This window comes from Flavobacterium sp. UBA6195 (assembly GCF_002422095.1).
Taxonomy (GTDB): domain Bacteria; phylum Bacteroidota; class Bacteroidia; order Flavobacteriales; family Flavobacteriaceae; genus Flavobacterium.
This window is the reverse complement of record NZ_DITB01000006.1, coordinates 1-21,372: the sequence shown is the minus strand read 5'-3', so window position 1 is coordinate 21,372 and position 21,372 is coordinate 1. Positions and strand designations below refer to the sequence as shown.

Sequence of the window (21,372 nt, the reverse complement as noted above, 5' to 3'; positions counted from 1 at the left end):
GGAGTTAAAACTACATCATAATCAAATGTAGTTTGTGCTATTGATGACTGCAAAAAAGTCAATAATAACACGATGAAATATTTTTTCATTGTATAAAATTATAAGTTGAGTTCCTTTCAAAAAAGGAACCGTAAATAAACTTTTTAAATTTCTTAAATGAAAAATTTTGGCGGATGCCAGATAGAGTATTGGTATTTTGGGATGAAAATCTTTTCGTAGTTTGATTTTTCCTTTTCGGTATAAAAGTCGGGAATTAAAATGATTTCTTTAAGCGAAATTTCAGCGACAAATTGCGTTGGACTAAAGTTCAAATTCATGATTACTTTACCTTTTTCGCAACCCGAATTTGATGCCTCAGCATTATGACAAGTATTTTGACATTCTTGACTCACAAACATTTTCATAGCTCTAACTGACGGCAAAGTAGTAAGTGCCATCAGGTAAACAAAAAGTATGTAAGTAATCATTTTCATTTTCACAAAGTTACAAAAAATTATTGCGAATGGTCTAGAACATTTTTTATTATTTCTTCTTTTGATAAAACTGCTTTAGTTTGCCAAACTATTTGCCCTTCAAAAAATAAAACCAACATTGGTAAAGTTGTAATTTGATATTTTTCAGCAAGATTTGGCGCTTCATTTACATCTAAATTATAAACTAAAACTCTATTTCCTATTGCATTTTTAACTTGTTGTAATGTTGGTGTCATCATTTGACATGGATTACACTCGTTTGTTTTAAAATTTATTAAAACTGCTTCATTTGAGTTGATACTATTTTGAATAGCTTTTTCCATATTTATTTTGTTTTAGGAATTTGACAACCTTGTGCACCACAACCTGTATCAAAAACGGCTTGAATTAAAAAAAATGTGGCAAAAAGCAAGAAAAAATATTGATTTGTAGCAATAGCATGATAGGCAATTCCGACAGAGAAAATCAATCTTATCCATCTCATTAGATGCCAATTGGTGAATAACAACTTCTTCATTGATGATTTATTTTTAAGTAAAATTATTAGTATTTCTGCAATTCACTGTAACAAATATTACAAACTATGTAAAATACATGATTTAATTTTGATGAAAATAATGGAGTTTATATTCAATTCATTTGAAAACAACTATCAAATATTACATTACTACATTACTGATATTATCAATGTTTTCTCAATCATTGAAGTTTTCTTATTTGGTTTATGAATACACTACAAACAACAAAGCATTTACAGAAAAATATTGTAAAAATATCGATAAACCTGCGCTAAAATGTAATGGTAAATGTCATTTAAAAAACGAATTAGCAAAAACTTCAGAAACCAACAAACCTGTTAATTCCGAACAAAAACAAAACACTAATTATCAAGCTGAAATTTTATTTTTTGAAGCAGTTACATTGTATCAATTTCCTTCGGATTTTTGTTTTTTAAATAAAATTATTAATTCTAATTATGCGAATTTGTATTGCGACTTATTTACAAATTCGTCTTTTCATCCTCCACAAAACATACTGTTTATAGCTTAATTACAAATTAATTTAAACAGTAAAATAAAATGAAAAAAATAGTCATTATCGGATTACTATGGTCTTCTGCTATGTTGTATTCCCAAGAAAATAATGATCCAGAAGTAATAAAAGATTCTTTAAAAATAACCTATTTAGATGAAATAATTTTAATTGAAAATCCTTTAAAAAACATTTCTCATTCAGTTATTGCGATTGATGAAGCTAAAAAAAATAGTCAACCCAGAACTGCTACTGATTTATTTAAAGATATTCCAGGTTTTAGTATCCAAAAACGAAGTGCTATTGCTTCTGAACCATCTTTGCGAGCCTTCAAATATGAACAAATGAACATCAAATATGATGCTGGAGGAAAATACGTGCACGCTTGTCCGAATAGAATGGATCCAATCACAGCACATATAATCCCAGAAGAAGTTCGTAAAATTGAAGTCATTAAAGGTCCTTTCACAACACGTTATGGACAAACTTTTGGAGGAATTGTAAACATTGTGACAACACCTGAAATTCATACAGATAATGGATTATTTGGCGAAATACAAAGCGGATTTGAAACAAATGGAAACAATAGTGCTTCGAGAGCTGAATTACAATATGTAAAAAATAAATTCAACCTTACAGTAAATGGCGAATATAGAGAATATGGTGATTACAAAGACGGAAATGGAGTTGAAACACCATCTGGGTTTATAACCAAAAGCTATTCGGCAAAAGCTGGTTACAACTTTACAGATAACCAAACGATTAGGTTGGATTGGAGACAAAAGTTTGGCGACCAAATTATTCATACAGGTTTGCCCATGGATTCTCCTTTTGATGATAGTTATAGCTTAGGATTGGATTATAAATGGAAATCTGTTTCTGAAAACATCAAGAATATTTCATTCAAATCCTATTACACATTTGTAGATCATTTAATGACCAATGGTTTTGATTTAGATGACCCAAGACCAAATTATCCCGCTACTGATGCACGAACACCTGTAACTTCAAATTCCTATGGAGGAAGATTCGAAATCGAACACCAACCAAACGAAAAATTGAATGTGTTTTATGGTTTCGACTTAGACAATATTTACAGAGAAGGGAAAAAATCGGTTACAGCAAATATTAATCCTAACACAGGCGAACCTTTTGCTATTCCAACAACCACTATTGCAGAAGTTTGGCAAGACGCCACTACTACAGATTTTGGAGCTTTTACCGAAATTAATTACTTAATCAATTCAAATTTAGCAATAACAGCTGGAGTAAGAATGGATTATGTATCCGCAAAAATTGAAAGTCTTGATCCTGGTTTTTTAGCCATTTATGGAAATGTTTCTGACAAAACAGATGTTACTTTTGCAGGTCATGCAGGCTTAAAATTCAATAAAAAAGGTTGGAATTCTCAACTCTCATTTGGTCGAGGTGTTAGAACAGCATCAATGTTAGAACGCTATATTTATCGTTTTGAAATTGGTTCAGATTCGCGTCAATACATAGGAAATCCTGATTTAAAACCAGAAGTTAATTACCAAACCGAATGGTCTATTTCAAAAAAAATGAAGCAATTTACTATTGGGACAAGTGCTTTCTTTTCGTATATGGATAATTATATTACGGGCGTTTTAAGCCCCTCGTTAACAGGCGGAACCTCTTGTGGTGGAGCCGCACCAATGGCACCAAAACAATTTTTAAATGTAAACGCGTATCAATATGGCTTTGAAGCTTTTGTAAATTGGAAAATAATAGAAAATTTAAGTTTTAATACAAATATTTCTTATACCAAAGCTCGAAATTTATCATTAAAAGAACCATTAGCTCAGGTATTTCCAATGGCAATTCGAAACGAATTAAAGTTTGAAAAAACAAAATATTGGTTGAGTTTACGCACTGAAATTGTAGCAGATCAAAATGATTTTGCTCCAAGTTTTGCAGAAACAGCAACACCAGGTTATGAAGTTTTTGATTTCAGAATTGGATACAAACCTTTAAAAAACGTAACATTAGGAGGAACTATTTTAAATATTTTTGATGAAGGATATTATTCACATTTGAGTTTTTCATTCAAAAATGCAGACCTAAATAATGGATATAGAATCCATGAACCCGGCAGAAACTTTAGCTTTTTTGCCAAGTATAATTTTTAACACATAATTTAAATAAAATGAAAAATAGAATTAAATTTTTAGCAATCGCTTTATTAGCAACAATATTTTCAACATTCACTTCATGTGACGACGATAATTCGGTATTACCTGTAGAAACCCACGAAGACGCTTATGGCGATGTAATTTTAAAAAAATTGGATATGATGGGAACTATCAAATATATTCCAATTTTTATGGCAGGAGGAAATACAGTTAATGCTTCAGGTTGTATTGTTACTGATCCTAATGGAACAGAATTTCCAATAAACGAGTTTTGGGCTGGACCAGGAAGTTTAACAGGAAAAGGAGTTGCAACTACTACTAAGCCTACAATGGGAACTTACTCGTTTAAATTGAAATTTGCCGATGGTTATGAAAAAACCGTTACTGATGAATTAACTGATGTAGAAACCAGTTTAGCCTTGCCAATAGTAGTAACCAGAATTCCGGCAACTGTAACAGAACCAGAAAAAATAAAATTAGATTGGACTGCCGTTCCAAACACTGATTTAATCTGTATTAAACTTACAGAATTGGATATTGAAGGTACAAAACCTCTTTTCAAAATGGCAAAATTAGATGCTAGTTTAACAACATACACAATTAGTTTAGATGGTGGAACTGGATGGTTAAGACCTACAACCGATTTAACAACTGGAACAGAATATTACATCACTGTAGCTGCTAAAAAAGTTGAAACTGGAAAAGTAGTAGATGGAGCAAGTAAAGATTTTGCACATAGTGCTTGTTCTAAAGTTAAGATTGTTTACTAATTTAGATTTTAATAAATCGCAAAAAACCTCAAGTTTAACTACTTGAGGTTTTTTTATAATACTATCCTAAAAACTATTTATTTTTCTTTCTTTTTAGGTGATGTTGCAAATAAATTAAATAATAATCCGCCCATTAAACCACCATATAAAGTACTATTTAATGGTTTTGAAGTAATAGCACATGTGCCAGATGCACAACCAACCTGCTGATAATATATATACCCTGCAATAAGCCCAACGACTACTCCAAGTCCTGTAATAATAAATGCTTTTTTATTCATATTAATGACAATGAGAATCTCTACAACATGTATGTGAAGGAATATGAGAAACATCTCCTTTAGTTGGAAATCCTTTTTGCACCCATTTTTCTAGACCTTTTTTCATATTGATGTAATTAGTATAACCATGATATTGTAAAAAACTAACTACTCTTCTACTCCGTTCACCAGTTGTGCAAACTACAATTACTTTTTCGTCTTTTGGAAGTTCGTGAATTCGGTCTTCTAAACAACTCATTGGAATATGCAATATTCTTGGCACATCTAAAGATAATTGTTCTACTTCAGAAACTTCTCTAATATCTAAAAGTAAATAACCTCTTTGAATTAATTCTTGTGTACTTGTTGGACAAACTTCTTTTATTTTTATTGTATTTTCCATACTATTTTTTATCAAAAGTAATACTCCAAATACCACGAACTTCGCTTTCATTATAACCAATAGCTAAATCCTTTGGATATAATTTCATAATTTGCTTTGAAACTTCTGGTTTAATTTGTTTTCCATGACACTGCAAACACATAGTGTTGGTTTCAATTGGATAATAAAATTGGACTTTATTTCCTTTTTCTATTACAACGGGTTTTATTTCTTTTTTGGCAGCTAACTCTTTTTTGAATTGAGCAATATATTGCAATTCTTCAGTATTCGCTTTATTATTTGGGTTTCTATTTTTATCAGATACACGTTTTATAGAAGCGTTAAATTTAATTGACATACTGTCTGTTAAAGGTATAGCTTGAATGTTACAAAAGGATAGAGCCTCTAGAGTTCCTTTTTTTTGAACAGACTCCATCAAATTTTTACCTAATATTTTTTTAGTTCCCAAAGCATATTCTAAACCAATATCTGCATAGGTTTTCTCTTTTTTTGGTTCCACATACTTTTTACCTGATTGTATCCAATTTTCATTGCCATGACCTTCCCAATGTGCTTTAAACCATTTCGGTTCTTCGATTTGGTAATCAAACATAAAATCGGCAATTTTTTCAATACTTCCTTCTGGAAAAGCTTGTTTTGGCATAACACCATGTTTTCTTACGGCTCCATACATAAGTGCTTTATCTTCTGTTGGATTGGCAACAAATGCTGTAACATGTTTTACAAACTCTTCTTTATTGTAACCTTCTTTGTCGATATATCTTGCTTTAATAGCAACCATTGGTGGCGCAATTCTTCCTTCATTTTCAGCAGCATTTGGACTATGACACAAATAACAATGTGTTTCCATAAGTTTTTTGCCTTCATGAATTTCATTTTGAAGTGAAGTTGGATTTGCATCTTGAATTTCTTTATACTCTTTTTTATCTTTTTGGCAACTCACAAAACCAAATAAAACAATTGCTACTACTAAATATTTCATATTACTCTATTTATTATTCAAAAGTAAAGCATACTTAATAATAAAGATGTAACGATTGTTACAAATCTATTTACTCTATCTATAATAAAATAGATTTTATTTATTTTTATATAATATACAATAATATTTTGTTATACAAAGAAACTGTTGTTACTTTTTCAACATTTTTTTTGACTGAAATTTGTACCATCAAAAATTAATAATAACATTTTAAAAATAGAAAAAATGGAAAATCAAGTATTTATGCCAAGAATTGGCGAACAAGCACCAGAATTTACTGCAATTACAACACAAGGAACTATCAACTTTCCAAAAGATTATGAAGGAAAATGGGTTATCTTTTTTAGTCATCCAGCCGATTTTACTCCAGTTTGTACTTCTGAATTTATGACCTTCGCAAGCATGGAAAATCAATTTAAAGAAGCTAATTGTGAATTATTAGGATTATCAGTTGATGGATTATATAGCCATATTGCATGGTTAAGAACCATTAAAGAAAAAATCGAATACAAAGGAATGAAAGACATCGAAGTTAAATTTCCTTTAATCGAAGACATTACAATGGAAGTTTCTAAAAAATACGGAATGATTATGGAAGGAGAAAGCAATACAAAAGCTGTGAGAGCCGTATTCTTTGTAGATCCAAAAGGAACTATTAGAACTATTCTATATTACCCATTAAGTATTGGAAGAAATTTTGACGAAATTTACAGAGCCTTAATTGCTTTACAAACAGCTGATGCTTTTGAAGTAGCTTGTCCAGCTGATTGGAGACCTGGAGACGATGTTATTGTGCCAACCGCAGGTTCTTGTGGTGTTGCAAAAGAAAGAATGGAAAACGATGAAACTTTAGACTGTAAAGATTGGTTTTTCTGTACTAAAAAATTAGATAAAGATTTAGTATTAAATACAATTTTGAAAAAATAATATTCAATTTAGGTATGAGTATTTTAGTCTGAAAAACATCTCCGTTTTTCAGACTATTTTTTTAAAACTGAAAATAAATAAAAGGTTGCGCACCTGCAGAAGCCGTAGCATAAACCACCCAATAAATCAATCCTAATAGAATCGCTTTAACCAATAACGGAATTGAACTAAACGTTTTTTGCATAAAAGCAATTCCTTTTACAGGAACAAAATGCCAAACCACTCCAATCGCGATTAATAAAAAGACATTTTTATACCCTAAAATAATGGTTTGCCATTGCTCAAGATTGAAAGTTAATTTTGTAATATTATCTGCAATTTGAAATGCTGTCGTAAAATCTTTTGCTCTAAAAAACAACCAACAAAACACCACAAAATGGAACGTCAAAATAACTTGAATAGTTCTAACAAATACATTTTTAGGCAACTTAATAAACTGTCCAAAGAATTTTTCTACCACTAAAGCCAATCCGTGCAAAACACCCCAAACCACAAATTTCCACGAAGCGCCATGCCATAAACCTCCTAACAACATCGTCATGAATAAATTGAAATAGGTTCTGATTTTGCCTTTTCGGTTTCCGCCTAATGAAATGTATAAATAATCTCGCAACCAACTCGAAAGTGAAATATGCCATCTTCTCCAAAACTCGGTAATAGAACCGGATTGATAAGGCGTTCTAAAGTTATCTGGTAACCAGAATCCCATCAATAAAGCTAATCCAATGGCAATATCGGAATAGCCTGAGAAGTCGCAATAAATTTGGATGGCGTAACCATACGAAGCCATTAAATTTTCAAATGCTGTGTAACTATTTGGTGCATCAAAAACACGGTCAACAAAGTTACTGGAAATATAATCTGAAATTACCGCTTTCTTTAATAAACCTCCAATAATCAAGAATAAAGCACGATTGAAATCTTCTTTCGTTAACTTTAATTTCTCATAAATCTGCGGAATGAAATCACTTGCTCTAACGATTGGTCCGGCTACTAATTGCGGGAAAAACGACACGAAAAACAAGAAATCCATGAAACTTTTCGTAGGTTCTAATTCTCTTCGATATACATCAATTGTGTAACTTAAGGTTTGGAACGTATAAAATGAAATTCCGACAGGAAGAATAATATCTTCAAACTTCATATTTCCGTTGAAAAGTGCGTTGTAATTATCGATGAAAAAATTCGTGTATTTGAAATACGCTAACATTCCAAGGTTAATTAACAAACTCAATATCATGTAAAATTTACGATATCCTTGCTTAGCTTCTTCATAAATTAATCGCGACAAAACATAATCGACTACCGAGGAAAAAATTAACAATCCAAAATAAATCCCGCTTGATTTGTAATAGAAAAACAAAGAAAATAACACCACATAAGTAATGCGGAAATAATGAGTTTTTCTAGATAAAATGTAAATAATATAGAAAACTAAAAAGAATCCTAAAAAAATGGCACTATTAAATAATAGTGGTTGTTTTGGATTGAATAAAAACCAGTTTTTAATGGTGGCTAAATCGATATTCCCTACATTTTCAAGAAACCAATTTTGTATGCTAAAAAGTGCTTTCACTACTGCTTTGTCGATTTAAATAATTCGTATGATTGTAAAAAGGCTTCAAAAAATAATTCGCCTTGTTTTTCGTATCCTGCTTTTGAATAATGCACTTTATCTTTGGCCATATAGCCTTTTGCCGCATTGCGTTTTATAGATTTATTACCTCCAAAAACATCCAAAAGATTCCAAACGGCATAATTTTTCAAATTCGCATTGTCTTCGATGAGTTCTGCATATTTTTCAATGAAAGTGTTTTTATATTTTCGATGTAAAACCGAAGGCGGCGAAGTCATCACCAAAACACAAGCTTGTGGATTTTTCTCTTTAATTCCTTGAATCATTTGGTCCAAATGCGCAAAATATTGTTCGCCCGATTGTTTATCAAAACTCTCATTCGTTCCCAATGAAATAATCACTAAATCTGGATTCAATACTGGTAATTGTTCATTGAATAATCGGAATTTATTGTAATCCGATGCTTTCGCCCCATTTACTCCTATACTGTGATAAATCACACCCGAATTATCATTTTCTAAAACCAATCCATTCAAAGCAAAATCTTCAATTTCTTGATTGGGAACAATCGCAATTTTATCTAAAGGCGCTTCCGAAATATAATCGTTTGAAAATAACGAAGGTTGCAATTCGATTGGAATATACTCTGTTTTCGTTGTAGTTTTCGATTGTGTTCCTTTCGTTGGAATCGTCAAAACTTTCCCATCACGAATCATATCACTTTTTAATCCGTTTGCTTTTTTCAAAGCTTTTAAAGAAACATTGTATTTATCGGCAATTCCTCCTAAAACTTCACCAGGTTTTACTTTGTGAGTAATTTTTTTCGGAACTTTTCGTTCAATAACAATACTTTTATTAGATACTGAAACATCAAACAAACTCACATTTTGAGGCGTAATGACTTTCAATTTTGTAAAATAATATTGGGCATCTTTTACATTCAATTGAATCGCAAAATCTTTTGAAGTCGTTTCCATAGAAAAACCACTCAAGCCAACAGGACGATTCGCATCAGCATATAAATTTCGAAAACTTTGAAAATTTCCTGAAGCGGAATAACGAATTGGAGCACTGTTATTTGTCTTAGCTACACTATACGGAAACGTAAATCCAAAACCACCATTGCCATACACTTTTTGAAATTGGGCACGAATTTTAGCCGTAAATAAATCCGCTTGAATATGAGAATCGCCAATATGAACAATATTAATCTTTCCCGATTTACTTTGCTCTAATTGGAACATTTTTTCATAAAAAGCCAAAAGTGCATTCGGGTTATGAATATCATTTCCTGTAAAAGTAACTTCAATAGAATCGACAACAGGAAGATCTACTTCAACAGAATCTATGGGAACTAATAAAGTATCTTGAGCAAATCCAAAAAAAGAAAATCCTAATAAAAACATCAAAAATCTATTCTTCATATACCGAATCTTTATTGGTGATTATACTATCTTTTTTCACTGGCGCAGCAGGTTTTTTACGCTTTTTTCTCAATTCTTTATACATTTCATAGCCTTTATTTAATTGGGTAAAAATTAAATTAGCCGCTTCTTTTGCACCTCTGTGATTAAAATGCGTATAATCTTTATTGGCTCTTGCTGGCTCTTGTTCTACCCACTGAATCATGGAACCATCTCCACCCATTAAGGTATACATGTTTACAAAACTCGATTCTGATTTAATAGCATATCGCTTTTGAGCTGTATTCAAGGGAACAACAGCAGAATCGGTTTTCATCTCTAAATCGTATTTGGTTGATTTGTCGGCTGTTGACACAATTAAAATAGCTACTCCTGGAAAACACTCTTTCAAATGTGCAACCACTTTTGCCATACGTTTTTCGTACCAACCGTAATTCAACGAACCATAATTCAACACGTTAGCTCCATATTGCAACACGATTAAATCGTAATCTAATTTCGAATGAAAAGCACGCATTGTGGCTACATCAAAACTACCAATTGGCAATCCTGAGTTTCCTCTATTCGAAAAATTATCTACGTGAACACCTTTTCCGTCATCAAAATTAAATCCGTAAATTGGAATAGAATCGGCTTTTTTGAAATTCACTTTGATGCTTTTCAAATTACTTTCAGAAAGGACAACTGTATTTACTAAAGCATTTGGAGTTAATTTTTTAGAAATGGTATCGGTACCAATTACATATTTTATTTTCCCATCTTTATTAGACGAACGCCCGTAGAATAAAGTTGGATGCGGTAATTCTGATGCAAATCTTGTTTTGTTTGCTTTGTATTTAACCCAAGCTACATTTGCTGTATCATTCGCATAAAACACATGACCGTTTACACCAAATGGATTCGACGGACGTTTTACTTTTAAATACGATTGGGTTTTCCAATTTCCTGAAAATTCATGTGTAATCGAACTTCTTGAAGCAGCTGATTCGGATGTAATATTAACAAATCCAACTCCTTGACCTCCGAATTTTTCTTGCAAATAGGTTCTAAAATCTTTTACAATTAAGTCACCATCCGTCATCGAATCACCAAAATAGGCAATACGAACATTGCCTTCTTTTTTGGTTTCTAATTGGAAAAGTTTTTCGAAAAAAGTCGCTAAATATTGATTTCCAGTATATTCTTCAAAGGTTTCTGGTGGAAATTGAATTCCGTTTACCACTTTGTAATCAATAACGGTTTTAGCCATTGAATCTTCAATGGTTGCACCTTCGTCTTCGGCAATAGCTTCCAAAAGCAAACTATCGACTACTACATTTTTAGAATCTAATTTACTTTCGGCAAATAATTTCTTAGGCAAAAACGTCTTGAATGCCAAAAAAGACAATCCAGAAACGATTACCACAATTAAGGTTTGAAAAAAATATTTTGATGTGTTCATTTAATAAATTTCAAGTTCAAGAGCAAATTCAAAAATCAAGGATAACTTCAAACTCAATATTCTTATTACATTCTTTCAGGAACTTCAATTCCTAATAACTGAAATGCATTTTTTATGGTGTTCCCAACTGATTTTGACAGTTGTACTCGAAACACTTTTTTATCGTGATTTTCTTCTCCTAAAATCGAAACTTGTTGATAGAACGAATTGAATTCTTTTACCAAATCATACGTATAATTCGCAATCAACGCCGGACTATGATTTTCAGCCGCATTTTGAATTACTTCAGGGAATAATTGTATTTGTTTGATTAATTCTTTCTCTTTTTCATGTAATTCTAATCCTGAAATTGAAATTGAAGTATCAAAATCAGCTTTTCTTAAAATCGATTGAATACGAGCGTAAGTATATTGAATAAATGGTCCTGTATTTCCTGCAAAATCAACTGATTCTTCTGGATTGAACATCATTTGTTTTTTAGGATCAACTTTCAACATATAATATTTCAACGCACCTAAACCGATTGTTTTGAATAAAACCGCTTTCTCTTCTTCAGAATATCCATCTAATTTCCCTAATTCTTCCGAAATAGTTTGTGCAGTAGTCGTCATTTCTGCCATTAAATCATCTGCATCTACAACGGTTCCTTCACGCGATTTCATTTTTCCAGAAGGTAATTCTACCATTCCGTATGATAAATGATATAAGCTATCTGCCCAATCAAATCCTAACTTTTTCAAGATTAAGAACAATACTTTGAAATGGTAATCTTGCTCGTTTCCTACCGTATAAACCATTCCACCAACATCTGGAAAATCTTTCACACGTTGGATTGCGGTTCCAATATCTTGCGTCATATAAACCGCTGTTCCATCAGAACGAAGCACGATTTTTCTATCTAAACCATCAGCTGTTAAATCAATCCAAACCGAACCATCAGGATCTTTCTCAAAAATGCCTTTTTCTAAACCAAATTGCACTACTTCTTTTCCAAGTAAATAGGTGTTTGATTCATAATAATAGCTATCAAAATTTACGCCAAGATTTTTATAGGTTTGGGCAAAACCATCATACACCCATTGGTTCATGGTTTTCCAAAGTTCGATGACTTCTGGTTTTCCAGCTTCCCAATCTAAAAGCATTTGTTGTGCTTCTAAAATGGAAGGTGCTAGTTTTTTTGCTTCGTCTTCGGTTTTACCTTGAGCGATTAATTCTGAAATTTCTTTTTTGTATTGCTTGTCGAATTCTACATAGAAATTTCCAACCAATTTATCCCCTTTTAATCCTGTTGTTTCTGGCGTTTGTCCGTTTCCAAATTTTTGCCAAGCCAACATCGATTTACAGATATGAATTCCTCTATCGTTGATGATTTGCGTTTTGTATACTTTTTTTCCAGAAGCTTTTAAGATTTCAGCAACTGAATAACCCAATAAATTGTTTCTGATATGTCCTAAATGCAACGGTTTGTTCGTGTTTGGCGAAGAATATTCGACCATTACAGCCTTCTCGCCTTCTTTTGGAGTTACAAAACCAAACGTTTCGTTGTTTTTAATTGTATTGAAAAATTCCACATAAAAAGCATCCGAAATCACGATATTTAAAAATCCGCCTACTACATTGAACTTAGAAACTTCATTTACGTTCGCCACTAAGTAATTTCCAATCTGATTTCCGATTTCAACTGGGTTGCCTTTTAATGCTTTTACCAAAGGAAAAACTACCATAGTAATATCACCTTCGAACTCTTTCCTAGTGGCTTGAAATTCAACTTTTTCGATAGAAATATTGAACAATTCAAGAACCGCTTTTTGGATGTGTGTTGTTAATGTGTGATGTAATGTCATTTTACCTTATTTTTTTGAACGCGCAAAGGTAATAAATAGTAGTTAGCGATTGTTGATTAGTGATTAGTTTTTTTAAATTAAAAAAGCGTTCTTAAAATTTCAGAACGCTTTTTTAATTTTATTTTTAGCATAAGCATAAAGCTTACGGCTTATTGCATATAGCCTATTACCATCTAATAATCACACTTCCCCACGTAAAACCTGAACCAAAAGCAGCTAAAACCACTAAATCGCCTGATTTGATTTTACCTTGTTCCCAAGCTTCGGTTAAAGCAATTGGAATGGAAGCTGCGGTTGTGTTTCCATATTTTTGAATATTATTGAATACTTGATCATCCGTTAAACGGAATTTATGCTGAATGAACTGCGAAATTCTCAAATTTGCCTGATGTGGCACCAACAAATTAATATCAGAAACTTGTAAATTATTCGCTTGTAAACCTTCATTGATTACTTCACTGAAACGAACTACTGCATTTTTAAATACAAATTGTCCGTTCATGTAAGGATAATAACTCTCGTCATTTGGATCATTATCGGCAATGATATCGGTTACCCAACGTTTTCCCATTCCTGGCGCAACTAACGATAATTCTTCGGCATGTTGTCCTTCAGAATGTAAATGTGTTGATAAAATTCCTTTAGACAAATCTTCTTCTCTTGAAAGTACCGCTGCTCCTGCTCCATCACCAAAAATCACAGAAACACCTCTACCACGAGTTGTCATGTCTAAACCTGTTGAGTGTAGTTCAGAACCGATTACTAAAACATTTTTATACATTCCGGTTTTGATGTATTGATCCGCAATTGAAATCGCATACACAAATCCTGAACATTGATTACGAACATCTAAAGCGCCAACCGTTCTTAAACCTAAATCGCGTTGGACTAAAACTCCTGGACCAGGAAAATAATAATCAGGACTTAGGGTTGCAAAAATAACAAAATCGATATCTTCGTTTGCCACTCCAGAACGTTCGATAGCAATTTTGGCTGCTTTTACACCCATTGATGTGGTTGTATCTTCTCCTCTTATAATGTGACGACGTTCTTGAATTCCAGTTCTTTCCTGAATCCATTCGTCATTGGTATCCATTTTTTTTGCTAAATCATCATTGGTAACAATATTTTCAGGAACATAATACCCTAATCCTGATATTTTTGAATGGTACATATATTTCGAATTTTACATTTTGTTAAAACAAAAATACGAAATTAAAAATTTACATTCGGCAAAATTAAAAATTTGACATTATCTGTTTATCGCTTCAGAACATTTCTGACATCCTCGATTTTTAATCCTTGGTAGTCACAAAACTCTTCAATTGTAACACATTGATGTTTTTCTTTTTTGAGATTTTTTTTGATATTTGCTATAATGGTTCTGCAATATCTTTCACTTTTACCTGTAACCAACTGTATATCTTTTGTATACACGCACAACCTATTCATTTGCATTTATTAATTTTGTTTTATTTTTTAATAACAAATACCGTTTGCCTATTAAACAAAATAGACACGTATGCAGGGGTTACATCGGCTTTTAGTCGACTTTATGTAAGCTTTAAGTCGGCTTTATAATTTTGATAACGGAAGTAATTCTTTGATATTTTGCTTTCACAAAAATTTAACTCAACCCAATTAAAATTCCGCAAAAACTACTGCAAAAAAAGCACTTTTCGGCAAAAAACATCCTTTTGTTTCCTTTACGGAAGTGGCCCTATACTATGCCATACAACATTTGTGTTATTTGATTAACCTTTTAACCATAAAGGATATTCATTCACCATATAAATTTATGTATTATGGCAAAAGCATCAGGAATTATTAAAATTGAAGGTACAGTAGAAGACTTGACATTCTACAAAAAAGACGGTAAAAATTTTGTTCGAAAAAAAGGTGGTATTGCTAAAGAGCGTATAGCTAATGATGCAAATTTTGTGAGAACCAGAGAAAACAATAATGAATTTGCCCATAGCGGTAGCTCTGGAAAAGTTTTGCGTTTAGCAATGGGGTCTTTAGTATTTAAAGCCAAGGATAGTAAACTATCTAGCAGATTACTACAAACTATGTCGCGTATTAAAAATATGGATACTACTTCTGCAAGAGGGGAGCGAAATGTTGCAATTGGGATTTCAACTCCTGATGGAAAATTGCAATTGAAAGGTTTTGATTTCAATGCTAATGCCCCATTAAAAGGAGTGTTTTTTGCACCCTATACGCTAAACACTTCTACAGGAGAAATTGCAATAAGTAATTTTATTCCATTAGAACAATTAAATTATCCACAAGGCGCTACTCACATTAGTTTACAAAGTGCTGTGGTACATTTGGATTTTGCTACAACTGAATCTGAAATAGCTTATAGTCCTATTATTAACTTACCAATTGATTTAACAATGGCTTCACAAACCTTACTCCCTAGTAGTGTTCCATCAGGTAGTGGTGTTCAATTATTTCTTTTTATGATTTCTTTTTATCAAGAAGTTAATGCTGTTCAGTATTCTTTAAAAAATGAAGAATATAATGTGTTGAATATTTTGGAAGTTGTATAGTTCAATTTTTATTTGCTCTACAAATTTGAATTTTGTGGAGCAAATTTTAGTTTCAAAAAAACCATTCAATCTAATAAAAATTAAAGACTTACGCTTTTTTTATTAAATTATAAATATTTGTTTATTATTTAAAATAACTACAAACTGATAATTAATATGCATATTTTACCAAAACATTAAATTAATCTCAATATTTAAAACAAAGCTTTAGAGTTTTCTTAAAAACAAAACCTATTATTGTAGTTCTTGTACTACAATAAGAACATAAATTTGTACTACAAATTTTTTATGGAAGATTTCATAATATTGTAGTACAAAAACATTTATTTACTTTAAATAATATTTTATTTCTATGTAAGCTGGTAATACACAATTTAATTTTTAATTAATATTTTTTTATTAAATTTACAGAGATAGCCCCTACCTACTAATCTGGAATTTAAAATACGTGTATAATTTAAGAAAATTATTTTGATAAAAAATATTTTAAAACAACTTGATTTTAGAACACTAAACTTCAAGAATAGGAAGGCTGTTCATTTTGCTTTATTGGCAAGTATTATATTTTTACAACTTTTATTACTTGTAATTTTGTATAATGAAATTTTTAATGAATCAAAGTTAGACAATTTAGAAACGGAATTAGAAATATCTGATCAAGCGAAACATTTTAGTGACCTTACTAAAGGTGACTATATTGCTATACAATATAATTTACAAAATTACATTCAAACAAAAGACAATAAATATTTAGCCAATTATAACAAGGCACTAAACAATCTAAACAAAAACATTGATAGTTTAGCGAAGACATCCAACAATAGTGACTCGTTTTTATTATACTTAAAAAATACAGACTCTGATACTTTATCCATTAAACAATTAAATAAAGCAATTGACTCATTAATCAACGTTCAAATTTTACCAAGTCCACAATTAGAAAAAGACTTGCTAAAATTAAATCGCTTTAATTATGAAGATGTATTGAATAGCATTACTGTTGAATCGTATATGATGGTTGATAGTGTAGAACGAAAAGGGTTGTTTACAAGATTAGGTAATGCAATTACTGGAAAAGTTGATGTACAAAAAGAAAAGGTAAATGTAGTTGTAACCATGAAATATGGCAAAAAAGTAAGTACTGGAAATATTGAAGAACAATTAGCTAATGCTTTTAAAAACACCAATAATTACTATCAGAACGAATTTTTAAACTATAAAAATAATTTATCTGCTTTAAAAGGTAAAGATTCTGATTTTTTAAATCGAAATAATCAGCTTTTAGATTATAGTAGTTTATTGTTAGAAAAGTACAACAAAGCTTTAGCTTCATTTTCTAATGACACTAAACATAAATTTCAAGACCAATACAAAACCAATAAATTAATTCGAAATTATGCCGTAATTGGTTTAGTCCTATTTATGGTTATTATCTCTGGAATTCTTATTTTATTAACTCGTTTAGCATTTGACTATGAAAAACGATTGTTATTGGCGCAAGAAAAAATACAACAAAACTTAAGCTTTAAAAATAGAATTGTTGGAATGATTAGTCATGAAATTAGATCCCCTCTTAATATTTTATCTATTTATAGCAGAAACATCAGTAAACAAATTAAAGATGAAAGTTTACAAGAATCGTTAAAATCGATTCAATTCACCACAAATTCTTTATCGCTTTTAGCTAATCAAGTTTTAGACTATTCAAAAAATGAGAATAAGAAATTAGAATTGAATAAAAGTGAGTTTAAACTAAAAGATGAGCTAGATGAAATATTGAAATCACTAGCCAGCTTTGTTGAGAATAATAACAATAAACTTGAAATAAAAAATACAATTACAGAGAACTTTCAAATACATTCAGATGTAGTTAAAATCCATCAACTTTTTTATAACATTGTTGGAAACGCTAATAAATTTACTAAAAAAGGCATTATTAAAGTTGACTTAAAAACTGAAAAAACTATAAATAACCGACTCAACCTATCAATCGAAATTAAAGACAATGGCATTGGCATTAATGAAGAAGATTTACAACATATTTTTGAAAGTTATTATCAAGGAGAAATTTCTGCCAATGTAAAAAATCTTGGTGCAGGCTTAGGACTCAATTTATGTAAAGAACTAATAGAATTATTTGATGGAAAAATTAATGTAACAAGCAAAAAAAATGTAGGTACTACAGTACAATTTAACCTTTTATTAGACCAATCGTAAAATTAATTAACACCCTTTCGATCTACATGAATACAACAAAAAAATATAATTTCATATCAGCAGATGACCACAGTATAGTTACACAAGGCATGTCATTTATTTTAAAAGATTTATACAAAGATGCAACAGTATACCAAATTGAAAGTTTTTCTGAAATAATAAAAGTTTTAAATATAACAACTATTGATCTTCTTATCTTAGATATTAACTTTCCAGATGGAAGTAGTTTAAACTTATTACCTACCTTGAAAAAAATACAACCTGATTTAAAAATTTTGATTTTTTCGGGTTATGATGAAGACATATATGCTGTAAGATATTTAAGTGCTGGAGCCAATGGCTATTTAAAAAAATTAAGTTCAGAAGAAGAAATAAAACATGCCATTAAAACTGTAATGACATCTGGAAAGTATACCAGTAAAAATATTCAGGATAAAATAATGGATAGTTATATTTTAAAAAAACCATCCAATCCATTAGAACAATTATCTAACAGAGAAATTGAAATTGCGAAATTTTTAGTAGAAGGGAAAAGTAACATTGACATTTGCAAATCATTGAGTATTAAAAAAACCACTGTTAGCACCTATAAAAACAGGATTTTTGAAAAATTATCAATCGATACGCTATCTGGCTTAATTCAAATTTTTCAACTTTATTACACCAAAGAAAAAGAATAAAATAAAATTTATTTAAAATGTAAAAACACGCTTTGTTGCGTGTTTTTTTTTGCGTAGAACTTGTGCTACATTTTTTAAGAAAAATGTACTACAAATAACAATTAATCAATACTTTACATTTGTACCATTATCAAAGTAAAAGTAAAATGGTACTACCTCACCAAAATAAATTTATAAATACTTGTACCTTTAATACACTGACATTATGTGTTGGTTTATTAAAAATGTATATAACATTATTACATAGTTTATTTTTTAGTATTTACACTTTTTTAATTACCCCAAACCTACAAAAGAACCCCACCTACTTATTCTACGATTTATACTATTTGTTATTAATAAGTAAAAATCGCGCCATTTAATTTCACTCATATTTATTAAACAAAAATCAGCGCTCGGCTTTGCGCTTAAAAATTAGCCGCCAAAATTAAACAGTTAATTAAATTTCTAACTCTAATTATTTATTATGAAAAACAATTATTTTTTGCAATGGACGCAAAGACTGTTCTTCTTACTAATCATAATTACTGGCTTAAACACAAATGCCCAGTCGTTTTTGATTACGTTTCCTGATCATGCTACAGCGCCTACGCAGAACCCAAGAAACCTATCGGTTTGCAATGGTACATCAACCCTTAAAGTAAGGTTAGATGTAGCTGCTGTTTCAACTTCGGATGCAAGTGTAACCGTACAATTACCAGCTGGTGTAGAATACATCGCTGGTACAATTACAAAAACTGGTGGAACAGCAGCTCTTACTATTACAGACAATGGCGGTGGTGCAAATGCGCCAAATCAGGTGAATGGGTTTAACTTTAAAACTACTGCCTTATGAAGAAATTTTATTTAATACTTTTAAGCTTTCTCTTTTTTGCAGCACATTCTAGTTTTGCGCTGTTGTCAGTAACGGCTGTAAACGAAACTTGTACTAACAATGGTTTGTTAAATTGGACTAATCCTACAATTCCTCCGGGAGCATCAGTTGTATATTCAATATACAAAGCGCCTAATTATAAAACGGCAATTCTTTCTCAATCTACTATTACTAATGTTTCATGTGATAATAACGGAACATTCGAAGATGCTACTGATGATTTTATGATGTTCCAATTAAATCCTGTCGCAACTTCTGACTATAGCGTTACGGCAACTTTTGGAGGTAATCCGGTTACAATCACAACCATGGATAACGCACCAGCAACTAATGTTTTTGGTGGTGTGCCAACGTATTTCAAAATTCCAAATGGTTCATTGGGTGCTGGTGATTTTACAATTACTATCACATCAACTACTGGTACACCAGAAACGTTAACAGTAACAGTAACAGTAGCTGCGCCAACAATTGATGCCGTAAACGGAACACAAAGCGTATCTGCAGGAACAACAGGAACAACATCCGTTTTAGCGAATGATACTTACAACGGAGGTGCTGCAGGTTCTGCAACATTGGCGAATGTGAACTTAACGCAAACTGCAACAACCATCGCAGGTGTTACTTTGAACACAACAACGGGAATGATTACCGTAGCAGCTGGAACGCCGGCTGGAACTTACGAAGTAACTTATCAGATTTGTGATAAAATAAACCCTGGTGTTTGCGACACTGCTACAGAAACGGTGACGGTTTCTAATCTTTTAGATTCAGATGGAGACAGTATTCCAGATTCTACAGATTTAGATGATGACAATGATGGAATTTTAGATACAAATGAAGGAATTTGCAATATTTCTTCTACAAGTTCTATTGACGGATTCGACTCTCCTGTTGTTCCAAATATAAATGGTAATAACATTCGAAATACTAATCCTTACAATGGCTGGAGAACTGAAACTGGAGGAGCAAATGATTTTAATGTCATCAGAGTAAACGGAGCTGGATATGCTAGTGGACCAGATAATGCACAATCGGGCAACCAATATATTGATATTACCGGAACAAGTGCATATGTGTATAAAAATATTACACTTACTTCTCCTGCAGTATTTTCTGGTTCAGCTTGGTTTGCAAACAGAGAATCTTCTAGAAGAGGTTATGCACCATGGTCTACCAAAATAGAAATTAGAAACGAAACAACGGGGATAACTGTTGCACAAGGAAACACTATCAACTTCACATCTAGTATTTCGGATGAAATTTGGAACAATAGCTCTATTAATTCAGTTGCTTTGCCAGCAGGAACTTATAGAATAAGAATGTTTGTAGGAGATTTTGGACACCTAGACTCAATTTCATATTGTTTCTCTAAAGATACTGACGGAGATGGAACACCAGACCATTTAGACTTAGATTCTGATAATGATGGTTGTGGCGATGCCAATGAGGCCTATAATACAATAACAGCGGAAGGCACAGATGGTAATATGTATTATGGTAATGGGAATCCTCCTGCTACAAATCCTGATGGAACTGTTTCCGCAGCAAGTTATCCAGGAATAAATACTGCTGTGATTACTGCTACTCAATCAAGTATTGTTACACAACCCATAAATATAACTCAAGAAGTTGGTCTTAATGCCGTCTTTACTGTAGATGCTGACGCAATCAGTACAACTACTTTTACATCTGGAACTCCAAACTTTGCAATTCCACCTGCAACAGATTCTTCGGCGAGTTTAATTTACCAATGGCAAGAAA

At 31.5% G+C, this 21,372-nt stretch carries 19 protein-coding genes and 1 pseudogene; 9 read left to right on the top strand and 11 right to left on the bottom strand.

What is annotated here, in order from left to right; all coding sequences use genetic code 11:
- Window positions 1-152 precede the first annotated feature (152 nt).
- The 3 genes from B4I81_RS00355 to B4I81_RS00345 are packed head-to-tail and all read right to left on the bottom strand — an operon-like array spanning window position 153 to window position 990.
- On the bottom strand, window positions 153-473 hold the full coding sequence (locus B4I81_RS00355; RefSeq protein WP_262318742.1) for a hypothetical protein: 321 nt from the start codon (window positions 471-473) through the stop codon (window positions 153-155).
- Between the two features lie 20 nt (window positions 474-493).
- A complete protein-coding gene (locus B4I81_RS00350) occupies window positions 494-796 on the bottom strand; it encodes a thioredoxin family protein (protein WP_262318743.1) in 303 nt (100 codons plus the stop codon).
- A gap of 2 nt (window positions 797-798) precedes the next feature.
- A complete protein-coding gene (locus B4I81_RS00345) occupies window positions 799-990 on the bottom strand; it encodes a hypothetical protein (protein WP_262318744.1) in 192 nt (63 codons plus the stop codon).
- Window positions 991-1,112: 122 nt separating this feature from the next.
- On the opposite strand from B4I81_RS00345, the gene B4I81_RS00340 reads away from it, so the two are divergent.
- Genes B4I81_RS00340 through B4I81_RS00330 form a run of 3 tightly spaced genes read left to right on the top strand, consistent with a single transcriptional unit; the run spans window position 1,113 to window position 4,428 of the window.
- Complete coding sequence (locus B4I81_RS00340; protein ID WP_262318745.1) at window positions 1,113-1,523, top strand: hypothetical protein; 411 nt, start codon at window positions 1,113-1,115, stop codon at window positions 1,521-1,523.
- 29 nt (window positions 1,524-1,552) lie between these two features.
- Window positions 1,553-3,655, top strand: a complete 2,103-nt coding sequence (locus tag B4I81_RS00335) for a TonB-dependent receptor (RefSeq protein WP_262318746.1) — start codon at window positions 1,553-1,555, stop codon at window positions 3,653-3,655.
- A gap of 17 nt (window positions 3,656-3,672) precedes the next feature.
- On the top strand, window positions 3,673-4,428 hold the full coding sequence (locus B4I81_RS00330; protein ID WP_262318747.1) for a hypothetical protein: 756 nt from the start codon (window positions 3,673-3,675) through the stop codon (window positions 4,426-4,428).
- Between the two features lie 77 nt (window positions 4,429-4,505).
- Here the strand turns inward: B4I81_RS00330 and B4I81_RS00325 are convergent, their stop codons facing one another.
- Genes B4I81_RS00325 through B4I81_RS00315 form a run of 3 tightly spaced genes read right to left on the bottom strand, consistent with a single transcriptional unit; the run spans window position 4,506 to window position 6,073 of the window.
- The gene (locus tag B4I81_RS00325; RefSeq protein WP_262318748.1) at window positions 4,506-4,709 is read right to left on the bottom strand and encodes a DUF6132 family protein; all 204 of its coding nucleotides are present in this window, start codon (window positions 4,707-4,709) and stop codon (window positions 4,506-4,508) included.
- 1 nt (window position 4,710) lies between these two features.
- Window positions 4,711-5,091, bottom strand: coding sequence for a rhodanese-like domain-containing protein (locus B4I81_RS00320; protein ID WP_262318749.1), 381 nt, complete (start codon window positions 5,089-5,091; stop codon window positions 4,711-4,713).
- 1 nt (window position 5,092) lies between these two features.
- Entirely contained in the window at window positions 5,093-6,073 is a 981-nt protein-coding gene (locus tag B4I81_RS00315) for a DUF3365 domain-containing protein (RefSeq protein ID WP_262318750.1), read from the bottom strand.
- Between the two features lie 225 nt (window positions 6,074-6,298).
- On the opposite strand from B4I81_RS00315, the gene B4I81_RS00310 reads away from it, so the two are divergent.
- Window positions 6,299-7,000, top strand: a complete 702-nt coding sequence (locus tag B4I81_RS00310; RefSeq protein WP_262318751.1) for a peroxiredoxin — start codon at window positions 6,299-6,301, stop codon at window positions 6,998-7,000.
- Window positions 7,001-7,061: 61 nt separating this feature from the next.
- Here the strand turns inward: B4I81_RS00310 and B4I81_RS00305 are convergent, their stop codons facing one another.
- The 5 genes from B4I81_RS00305 to B4I81_RS00285 all read right to left on the bottom strand — a co-directional run bounded on the left by B4I81_RS00305 (window position 7,062) and on the right by B4I81_RS00285 (window position 14,459).
- Window positions 7,062-8,576 carry an MBOAT family O-acyltransferase gene (locus B4I81_RS00305; RefSeq protein WP_291106221.1) on the bottom strand — a complete coding sequence of 505 codons (1,515 nt, stop codon included), beginning with the start codon at window positions 8,574-8,576 and terminating at the stop codon, window positions 7,062-7,064.
- Window positions 8,576-10,000 carry a GDSL-type esterase/lipase family protein gene (locus B4I81_RS00300; protein WP_291106219.1) on the bottom strand — a complete coding sequence of 475 codons (1,425 nt, stop codon included), beginning with the start codon at window positions 9,998-10,000 and terminating at the stop codon, window positions 8,576-8,578. The genes B4I81_RS00305 and B4I81_RS00300 overlap by 1 nt, the downstream gene beginning before the upstream one ends.
- The gene (locus tag B4I81_RS00295) at window positions 9,990-11,441 is read right to left on the bottom strand and encodes a hypothetical protein (RefSeq protein ID WP_291106217.1); all 1,452 of its coding nucleotides are present in this window, start codon (window positions 11,439-11,441) and stop codon (window positions 9,990-9,992) included. Before B4I81_RS00295 ends, B4I81_RS00300 begins: the two co-directional genes overlap by 11 nt.
- 65 nt (window positions 11,442-11,506) lie before the next feature.
- On the bottom strand, window positions 11,507-13,285 hold the full coding sequence (gene argS / locus B4I81_RS00290) for an arginine--tRNA ligase (RefSeq protein WP_291106214.1): 1,779 nt from the start codon (window positions 13,283-13,285) through the stop codon (window positions 11,507-11,509).
- Between the two features lie 166 nt (window positions 13,286-13,451).
- Complete coding sequence (locus B4I81_RS00285; protein ID WP_291106212.1) at window positions 13,452-14,459, bottom strand: 3-oxoacyl-ACP synthase III family protein; 1,008 nt, start codon at window positions 14,457-14,459, stop codon at window positions 13,452-13,454.
- Window positions 14,460-15,090: 631 nt separating this feature from the next.
- Between B4I81_RS00285 and B4I81_RS00280 the strand changes: the two genes are divergently transcribed.
- From B4I81_RS00280 to B4I81_RS00260, 5 genes and pseudogenes are all read left to right on the top strand, one after another.
- On the top strand, window positions 15,091-15,840 hold the full coding sequence (locus tag B4I81_RS00280; protein WP_291106210.1) for a hypothetical protein: 750 nt from the start codon (window positions 15,091-15,093) through the stop codon (window positions 15,838-15,840).
- 471 nt (window positions 15,841-16,311) lie between these two features.
- Window positions 16,312-18,057: a sensor histidine kinase gene (locus tag B4I81_RS00275; protein ID WP_291106208.1), complete on the top strand. Its 1,746-nt coding sequence runs from the start codon at window positions 16,312-16,314 to the stop codon at window positions 18,055-18,057.
- Between the two features lie 26 nt (window positions 18,058-18,083).
- Window positions 18,084-18,737: a response regulator transcription factor gene (locus B4I81_RS00270; protein WP_291106205.1), complete on the top strand. Its 654-nt coding sequence runs from the start codon at window positions 18,084-18,086 to the stop codon at window positions 18,735-18,737.
- Window positions 18,738-19,203: 466 nt separating this feature from the next.
- Window positions 19,204-19,572 (top strand): hypothetical protein, encoded by a 369-nt coding sequence (locus tag B4I81_RS00265; RefSeq protein ID WP_291106203.1) that lies wholly within the window; start codon window positions 19,204-19,206, stop codon window positions 19,570-19,572.
- A pseudogene (locus B4I81_RS00260) lies at window positions 19,569-21,372 on the top strand (hypothetical protein); the annotation flags it as partial. The gene B4I81_RS00265 and the pseudogene B4I81_RS00260, both read left to right, overlap by 4 nt.

What these genes read in the sequence shown, in the direction of transcription:
- B4I81_RS00355 (WP_262318742.1), bottom strand. Translation starts at nt 473, where the DNA reads ATGAAAATGATTACTTACATACTTTTTGTTTACCTGATGGCACTTACT.
- B4I81_RS00350 (WP_262318743.1), bottom strand. Translation starts at nt 796, where the DNA reads ATGGAAAAAGCTATTCAAAATAGTATCAACTCAAATGAAGCAGTTTTA.
- B4I81_RS00345 (WP_262318744.1), bottom strand. Translation starts at nt 990, where the DNA reads ATGAAGAAGTTGTTATTCACCAATTGGCATCTAATGAGATGGATAAGA.
- B4I81_RS00335 (WP_262318746.1), top strand. Translation starts at nt 1,553, where the DNA reads ATGAAAAAAATAGTCATTATCGGATTACTATGGTCTTCTGCTATGTTG.
- B4I81_RS00330 (WP_262318747.1), top strand. Translation starts at nt 3,673, where the DNA reads ATGAAAAATAGAATTAAATTTTTAGCAATCGCTTTATTAGCAACAATA.
- B4I81_RS00325 (WP_262318748.1), bottom strand. Translation starts at nt 4,709, where the DNA reads ATGAATAAAAAAGCATTTATTATTACAGGACTTGGAGTAGTCGTTGGG.
- B4I81_RS00320 (WP_262318749.1), bottom strand. Translation starts at nt 5,091, where the DNA reads ATGGAAAATACAATAAAAATAAAAGAAGTTTGTCCAACAAGTACACAA.
- B4I81_RS00315 (WP_262318750.1), bottom strand. Translation starts at nt 6,073, where the DNA reads ATGAAATATTTAGTAGTAGCAATTGTTTTATTTGGTTTTGTGAGTTGC.
- B4I81_RS00310 (WP_262318751.1), top strand. Translation starts at nt 6,299, where the DNA reads ATGGAAAATCAAGTATTTATGCCAAGAATTGGCGAACAAGCACCAGAA.
- B4I81_RS00300 (WP_291106219.1), bottom strand. Translation starts at nt 10,000, where the DNA reads ATGAAGAATAGATTTTTGATGTTTTTATTAGGATTTTCTTTTTTTGGA.
- B4I81_RS00295 (WP_291106217.1), bottom strand. Translation starts at nt 11,441, where the DNA reads ATGAACACATCAAAATATTTTTTTCAAACCTTAATTGTGGTAATCGTT.
- argS (WP_291106214.1), bottom strand. Translation starts at nt 13,285, where the DNA reads ATGACATTACATCACACATTAACAACACACATCCAAAAAGCGGTTCTT.
- B4I81_RS00285 (WP_291106212.1), bottom strand. Translation starts at nt 14,459, where the DNA reads ATGTACCATTCAAAAATATCAGGATTAGGGTATTATGTTCCTGAAAAT.
- B4I81_RS00280 (WP_291106210.1), top strand. Translation starts at nt 15,091, where the DNA reads ATGGCAAAAGCATCAGGAATTATTAAAATTGAAGGTACAGTAGAAGAC.
- B4I81_RS00270 (WP_291106205.1), top strand. Translation starts at nt 18,084, where the DNA reads ATGAATACAACAAAAAAATATAATTTCATATCAGCAGATGACCACAGT.
- B4I81_RS00265 (WP_291106203.1), top strand. Translation starts at nt 19,204, where the DNA reads ATGAAAAACAATTATTTTTTGCAATGGACGCAAAGACTGTTCTTCTTA.